7 protein-coding genes are annotated in these 7379 nt (G+C 62.6%); 3 read left to right on the plus strand and 4 right to left on the minus strand.

Annotated features, from left to right (window positions below; genetic code table 11):
- Nucleotides 1-309 precede the first annotated feature (309 nt).
- Genes cysD through cysQ form a run of 3 tightly spaced genes read left to right on the plus strand, consistent with a single transcriptional unit; the run spans nt 310 to nt 3954 of the window.
- Entirely contained in the window at nt 310-1215 is a 906-nt protein-coding gene (gene cysD, locus EN750_RS11105; protein ID WP_027035869.1) for a sulfate adenylyltransferase subunit CysD, read from the plus strand.
- A 2-nt stretch (nt 1216-1217) separates the two neighbouring features.
- Nucleotides 1218-3155, plus strand: coding sequence for a sulfate adenylyltransferase subunit CysN (gene cysN, locus EN750_RS11110; RefSeq protein WP_164873879.1), 1938 nt, complete (start codon nt 1218-1220; stop codon nt 3153-3155).
- Nucleotides 3156-3165: 10 nt separating this feature from the next.
- Entirely contained in the window at nt 3166-3954 is a 789-nt protein-coding gene (gene cysQ / locus EN750_RS11115) for a 3'(2'),5'-bisphosphate nucleotidase CysQ (protein ID WP_164874015.1), read from the plus strand.
- A 15-nt stretch (nt 3955-3969) separates the two neighbouring features.
- On the opposite strand, the gene EN750_RS11120 is transcribed toward cysQ, so the two are convergent.
- From EN750_RS11120 to EN750_RS11135, 4 genes are all read right to left on the minus strand, one after another.
- Nucleotides 3970-5112, minus strand: a complete 1143-nt coding sequence (locus EN750_RS11120) for a DegT/DnrJ/EryC1/StrS aminotransferase family protein (RefSeq protein ID WP_127396450.1) — start codon at nt 5110-5112, stop codon at nt 3970-3972.
- A 249-nt stretch (nt 5113-5361) separates the two neighbouring features.
- Nucleotides 5362-6285, minus strand: coding sequence for a carbohydrate kinase (locus EN750_RS11125; protein ID WP_127396451.1), 924 nt, complete (start codon nt 6283-6285; stop codon nt 5362-5364).
- A complete protein-coding gene (locus tag EN750_RS11130; RefSeq protein ID WP_127396452.1) occupies nt 6282-6728 on the minus strand; it encodes an RbsD/FucU domain-containing protein in 447 nt (148 codons plus the stop codon). Before EN750_RS11130 ends, EN750_RS11125 begins: the two co-directional genes overlap by 4 nt.
- Nucleotides 6728-7379 (minus strand): ROK family protein (locus EN750_RS11135; RefSeq protein ID WP_145967556.1); only part of this gene is annotated, 652 nt, incomplete at its 5' end. The genes EN750_RS11130 and EN750_RS11135, both read right to left, overlap by 1 nt.

Consider the following 7379-nt stretch of genomic DNA (forward strand, 5'->3'; position numbering starts at 1 on the left):
GCAGGCGCGGGCCGACCAGAGGAAGTCCCTTGAAAGCCGCAGCTGATCCATTCAAGCAATATTTTCCCCGCGTTTTCTGGGCCGTTGAGCTTGCAGGCAGGAATTTCCGGATTTGCCGGCATCTGTGGAAAATTCATTCTCGAACCATGTGCGGCCGGGTCAGTCCAGCATTGTTCTTGACAATGGCGATCTGCTAGAACGCCGGCACGAGAAAGAACGTCCAGAAACAAGGCTCGAACCGGGCGCGAAGAGCTCGATGATTTGAGGCAAGGTCTTCTGTTGGAAGATACGAAAGAACGCCCACGGCCCATGACAACAGCGCTTACGCATCTTCAGCGGCTTGAAGCCGAGTCCATCCATATATTCCGTGAGGTTGCGGCCGCTTTCGCCAAGCCGGTCATGCTCTATTCGGTTGGCAAGGATTCATCCGTGTTGATGCATCTGGCGATGAAGGCGTTTTATCCCGCCAAGCCGCCGTTCCCCTTTCTTCACGTCGACACGACGTGGAAGTTCCGCGAGATGATCGCCTTTCGCGATCAGATGGCGCAGAAACTCGGCTTCGATCTCCTGGTTCATGTCAATGAAGACGGCGTGCGCGACAACATCAATCCGTTCGACCATGGTTCGAACACCCACACCCATGTCATGAAGACCGTGGCGCTGCGCCAGGCGCTCGACAAATACGGTTTCGATGCGGCCTTTGGCGGCGCTCGTCGCGACGAGGAGAAATCGCGCGCCAAGGAGCGCATCTTTTCCTTCCGCAACGCCCAGCATGTGTGGGATCCGAAGAACCAGCGCCCCGAAATGTGGAAGATATTCAACACCCGCATCGCATCGGGTGAATCGATCCGCGTCTTTCCGCTGTCGAACTGGACCGAACTCGATATCTGGCAGTACATCCTGCAGGAAAGTATCCCGATCGTGCCGCTCTATTTCGCCAAGGAACGACCGGTGGTGGAACGCGACGGCATGCTGATCCTGCGGGACGACGAGCGCATGAAACTGCGCCCCGGCGAGACGGTGGAGAACAGGCTGGTGCGGTTCCGCACGCTTGGCTGCTATCCGCTGACCGGCGCCATCGAATCGGATGCCGACACGCTGGAAGCCATCGTCGGCGAAATGCTGACGGCACGGACGTCCGAACGGCAGGGTCGCCTGATCGACCGCGATGAAGCCGGCTCGATGGAAAAGAAGAAGCGCGAGGGGTACTTTTGACCATGCGCCACATCATGGCAAAGAGCCTCGCTCCCACCGACGGCGTTCGCGACTATCTGGCTGCGCAGGAGAAGAAGTCGCTGCTGCGCTTCCTGACCTGCGGCTCGGTCGATGACGGCAAGTCGACGCTGATCGGGCGCCTGCTGTCCGACACCAAGCAGATTTTCGAGGACCAGCTCGCCGCGCTCGAACGCGATTCGCGCAAGCATGGCACGACGGGCGACGACATCGATTTCGCGCTGCTGGTCGACGGTCTGGAGGCCGAGCGCGAGCAAGGTATCACCATCGACGTCGCTTACCGCTTCTTCGCCACGCCGAAACGCAAATTCATCGTTGCCGACACACCTGGCCACGAGCAATACACCCGCAACATGGCCACCGGCGCCTCGACCGCCGACCTGGCGATCGTGCTGATCGATGCCCGGCAGGGTGTGCTTCGCCAGACAAGGCGGCATTCGATCATCGCCTCGCTGCTCGGCATCCGCCACGTCGTGCTGGCCGTCAACAAGATCGATCTTGTCGATTTCGATCAGGCGGTTTTCGACCGGATCGTCGAAGACTACGGGCAATTCTCGCGCGATCTCGGCTTCCAGACCATTGTGCCGATCCCGATGTCGGCCCGTTATGGCGACAATGTCAGCCGCCGGTCGGAAAGCATGGAATGGTATTCCGGTCCGACGCTGATCGAGCATCTCGAAACCGTGTCGGTCGACGAAGCGATGGTCGAACTGCCGTTTCGTTTCCCTGTCCAGTATGTCAACCGTCCCAATCTCGACTTTCGCGGCTTTGCCGGCACGGTCGCCTCCGGCTCGGTTGCGCCCGGCGACGAGGTCGTTGTCGCCAAGTCCGGCAAATCCTCGCGCGTCAAGCGGATCGTCTCGTATGGCGGCGATCTCGCCCAGGCGGCCGCCGGCCAGGCCGTCACGCTCGTCCTCGATGACGAAGTCGAAATCTCGCGCGGCAACATGCTGGTTTCGCCTGCCGCACGGCCGCAAGTCGCCGACCAGTTCGCCGCCAACATCGTCTGGTTCGACGAGCATGCGTTGCTGCCAGGCCGCTCTTACATCCTGCGCACCGAGACCGACCAGACCAGCGCCACCGTCACCGACCTGAAATATCGGATCAACGTCAATGACTTTGCCCATGAAGCGGCAAAGTCGCTCGACATGAACGAAGTCGGCATCTGCAACATTTCGACGCGGACGCCGATCGCCTTCGATCCCTTCGCCGAAAACCGCACCACCGGCGCCTTCATCCTGATCGACCGCATCTCCAGCGCCACGGTCGGCGCCGGCATGATCCTGCACTCGTTGCGCCGCGCCGAAAACATCCATTGGCAGTCGCTCGATGTCGGCAAGCGCGTGCGCGCCGACATGAAGAACCAGCGGCCCGCCGTGTTCTGGTTCACCGGGCTGTCGGGTTCCGGCAAGTCGACCATCGCCAACCTGTTCGAAAAGAAGCTGTTCGCCACCGGCCGCCACACTTATATCCTGGACGGCGACAACGTCCGTCACGGTCTCAACCGCGATCTTGGCTTCACCGACGCCGATCGCGTCGAGAACATCCGCCGCGTTGCTGAAGTGGCGCGTTTGATGGCCGATGCCGGATTGATCGTCATTGTTTCGTTCATTTCGCCCTTCAGCGCCGAGCGGCGCATGGCACGTGAATTGATGGCCGACGGCGAATTCGTCGAGGTGTATGTCGATACGCCTTTCGAGGAATGCGCCCGGCGTGATCCGAAGGGCCTCTACGCGCGCGCGCTGAATGGCGAGATCAAGAATTTCACCGGCGTCGATTCCCCTTATGAAGCGCCGGAAACCCCGGAGGTCCATCTTCGGACACTCGGCAAGTCGGCCGAAGAGATGGTCGACGCCCTGGAACACTGGCTGAACGAGCGCGACATTGCCGAAGACCAATACGATAGCGGCGGCGGCATCTGACGACAGGCTGATGCTTGAAATCTTCGAGCGCCTGGCCTTGTCGGCCGGGCGCGAGGTGATGCGTGTGTTCCACGCCGGCTGTGCGGTTGACCGTAAGTCCGACGCCTCGCCGGTGACCGAGGCGGACCGCGAGAGCGAAAAGATCATTCTCGCCGGACTGCGTGCCGCATTTCCCGATATCCCCTGCGTGGCCGAGGAAGAAGCTTCCGCCGGCATCGTGCCGCCCGATCTGGACGGGGCTTTTTTTCTGATCGATCCGCTCGATGGGACCAAGGAGTTCGTTAACCGCCGCACCGATTTCACCGTCAACATCGCGCTGGTTCGCGATGGCGTGCCGGAAGTCGGCGTCGTCTTTGCGCCCTGCACGGGCCGCTTCTTTTCCGGCCTGCCGGGCAGGGCGGAATCACTCGAAATCGATGGCGATTACCAGATCGTCGGCCGCCGGCCGATCGCGGCGAGAGCGGCCGCGACGCCGCTGGCCGTCGTCGCCAGTCGGTCTCACAACACACCGGAAACCGAGGCCTATATTCGCGACCTCGGTGCCGCCGAAATCGTTTCGGTCGGTTCGTCCTTGAAGTTCTGCCTTCTCGCCAGTGCCGAGGCTGATGTCTATCCGCGCTTCGGCCGCACCATGGAATGGGACACAGCGGCGGGCGACGCCATCCTGCGCGCCGCCGGCGGCATGACGCGCACGCTGGACGGCCAACCTCTGGTCTATGGCAAGCGCAGGCAAAGCGACGACGAGGATTTTGCCAATCCGCATTTCATTGCCAGCGGCAGGGCGGCGGGCCCCGGCTGAGAAAGGCTCGGCAGCTTACTCTGCCGCGGCCTGCGCCGAATTCGAGCCGATATAGTTGCGGATCGTCTCGATGATGCGGTCCTGGTCGGCTTCGCTGAGATAAGGGTGCATGGGCAGGCACAGGATCCGCTTCGGCAGGTCTTCCGATACGGCAAGGCCGGTCGGCGTGCGCGGGTAGTCGCGATAAGCGACCTGGGCATGCAGCGGCTTCACGTAGTAAATGACAGACGGAATGCCCTTTTCGCCGAGATGCGCCCTCAGCCCGTCGCGCTTGGGCGTCTCGATGGCGTATTGCGCCCAGGCCGAACGGCTGCCGTCCGGATTGCGGGCGGCGGTGACGATGTCGCCAAGCCCTTCGGCATAGCGCTTTGCCACCACCTGGCGGGCGACCATCTCGTCTTCGAGGATTGCCAGCTTCTCGATCAGGATCGCCGCCTGGATCGTGTCGAGGCGTGAATTGATGCCGACGCGGACATTGTCGTACTGCGTCTCGCCCTTGCCATGGAAGGCGAAGGAGCGAAGCTGCTCGGCCAGCGCATCGTCATTGGTGAACATCGCGCCGCCGTCGCCGTAGCAGCCAAGCGGCTTGGCCGGATAGAAGCTGGTCGATCCGACATGGCCGAAAGCACCGCACATCTTGCCGTCGAGCGAACCGCCCATCGACTGGGCGGCATCCTCGATCACCATCAGCCCTTCTCGGCTGGCGATCGCCATGATCGCCTCGTAGTCGGCGGCAAGGCCAAACAGATCGACGGGAATGATTGCCTTCGGCTTCAGCCTTCCTTCCTTGTTGATCATGGCAATGGCCGCTTCGAGGCTGGCAATGTCGATGTTGTAGGTATGTGGGTCGACATCGACGAACACCGGCTCGGCCTTGGCCAGCGCCACCACTTCGGCGGTGGCGGCGAAAGTGAAGCTCGGCACGAACACGGCGTCGCCCGGGCCGACGCCGGCCGCAAACAGCGGCAACAGCAGTGCATCGGTGCCGTTGGCGCAGGCCACGACATGCTTGGTGCCGATATAGGCGGCGAGCTTGTTCTCGAATTCGGTGACTTGCGGGCCAAGAATATAACGGCCTTCGTCGACGACACGGTCGATCGCGGCCTTCAGCCGGTCGCGGATTCGTTCGCGCTGCGCGCCAAGATCGATGAACTGCATGTCGGCCTCAAAACGGGTTAGCCAGATAATCGGCCGCTGGTACCAGAGTTGCGCTTGCCGAGAAAGCCGGGCAGGCGGAGCCCCAAATTGCCCAAGTGTCGCAGTCCGTTACCAGTATTTCCCGGCGAATGTCAGTCAGATGCCGGAAATCCGGGCTTCGTCGGGCGCCATCCCGCCCTTATAGCCCTGTAAAAGAGCCCCTGCGAAACATAAAGTGATCGATTGGGCTCAACTTATGTTGAGCGTTGCTCAGGCGATTTCATGTCGCCAGGGTGGATTGGCGCCGGCCCGCGACACGGTCACTGCCGCCGCCTTCGCGCCGAGCGCCAGCGCCTTGTGGATGGCGTCTTTCGACAAGGCGGAAATCGCCGCCTTGGTCAGCAGGCCCTGCGCATGCAAGGAGGCGAGGATGCCGGCGTTGAAGGTATCGCCGGCGCCGACCGTGTCGACCACCTCGACCTTTTCCGGCATGACGGTGACGGCATGTTCCCTGGTATAGCCGACGGCGCCTTCGCTGCCATGGGTGACGACGATCAGCTTCGGGCCTCGGTCCAGCCAGTTGCGGATGACATCCTCGTGCGAGCCGGCTTCGCCGAACCAGTTCAGGTCTTCGTCCGACAATTTCACGATGTCGGCCATCGCCATCATCGCGCGAATGCGCCTGAGGTGCTTGGCCTTGTCCGGTATGAAGTTCGGCCGGATGTTGGGATCGAGCATCATCACTCGACTTTCATGCTCGCGCCGCATGAACTCCTCAAAGGCACTGCCGGCGGGCTCCGAAATCAGGCTGATGGCACCAAACAGCATGGCTTCGATCTCGCTGCCAAGCTGCGGCAGGTCGTCGACGGTCAGCATGCGGCCGGCGGTGTTCTCGTCATAGAAAGTGTAGGTCGCCTGGCCGTTGGTGAGCTTGACGAAGGCCAGCGTCGTTGGCCGTGGTGAGGTGTGCGCATAGGTGGAGCTGACCTTGCTTGCCCCCAGCGCATCCCGGAACTGGCCGCCGAACAGATCCGACGACAGGCCCGAAAAGAAGCCTGCCGGCGCGCCGAGCCGGCCAAGCGCGATCGCCGTGTTGAACACCGCGCCGCCGACATAAGGCGCAAAGGCCGGCTCACCCGCTGTCGTCGTGCGCGGCAGCATGTCGATCAGGGCTTCGCCGCAGCAGAGGATCATGGCTTCCTGGTCTCCGGCGGATGGATCACGCCCTTGCGTATGATGATGTTGGCGTAGAGCCGCGGCTCGCTGGTCGCGACGATGGCATGCGCCGATTTGACCCGTGCATAGAAGTCGGCGCCGGCCAGCGCAACCACCTTGCGGTCCGGCGCGCGTTTGGCGCAGATCGCCTCGATCTCATGGTGGACAGGATCGGCAAGCGAGGGATCGCCTTTGACAGAGGCGCGAAACAGCGCCTCTGGAACGGCGTCGTCTACCGGCAGCACGCTCAAGATCGCGTCGAGCACCGGGATGAGATGGTGCCCGTCGGCTCGCACCAGCCGGGTGGCCTGTTGTTCAGCCGGATAGTTTCCGTCGACAAGGGCGATTTCGTCGCCATGGCCCATGGCACGCAACGTGGCCAGAAGCTCCGGACCGAGCAGCGCCGGGATTCCGATCAGCATCAGGCGCTCCTGGAAATCGTCGTCGAGCCGATCAGGAAGCGTTCGGAAAGGGGCAGGCTGGCGCCGCCGAGCGCCCGGGCGTGAATGCCGACGGTTCCCTCGCGAACGGCGGGCAGCTTCAGGCCTTCGCCGTCGATCGTGGCGATTGCCGCGATGATGGCGTCGACCAGCCGGCGGCGCACCGCCTTCGGCATCCAGCCGTCGATCACCGCCGCTTCGAAATCGATGACCGAGGATGCGGCGACGATGGCGTAGGCAAGGGCTTGCGAGGCACTGGCGATCCAGTCGTCGAGTTCGGAGCCGATCTCGCCCCAGTCTTCCGGCGATGTCCACAGATGCGAGGCCTCGACGCCGCGCGCATTGAGCGCCTTTTCGAGCATGGCGATGGACGCCACGTCGATCAGCTGGGCCGGTTTGCCGTCCGGTCCGGGTACGGGCATCGAACCCAGCGCGCCGGCATTGCCGGTCGGGCCGCCAAACAGCCGGCCATTCAGCACGATTCCGCCGCCGGCAAAGGCGCCGATGTAAAAATAGACGAAGTCACGCGCGGCACCCGCCTGGCCGAAGACGAGCTCGGCGCCGCAGGCCGAAGTCGCATCGTTCTGCAAATAGACCGGAAAATCGCATTGCGCCTGGATGTCGGCCCTGATG

The sequence above is a fragment of the Mesorhizobium sp. M7A.F.Ca.ET.027.03.2.1 genome, assembly GCF_003999175.1.
Classification (GTDB): Bacteria; Pseudomonadota; Alphaproteobacteria; order Rhizobiales; family Rhizobiaceae; genus Mesorhizobium.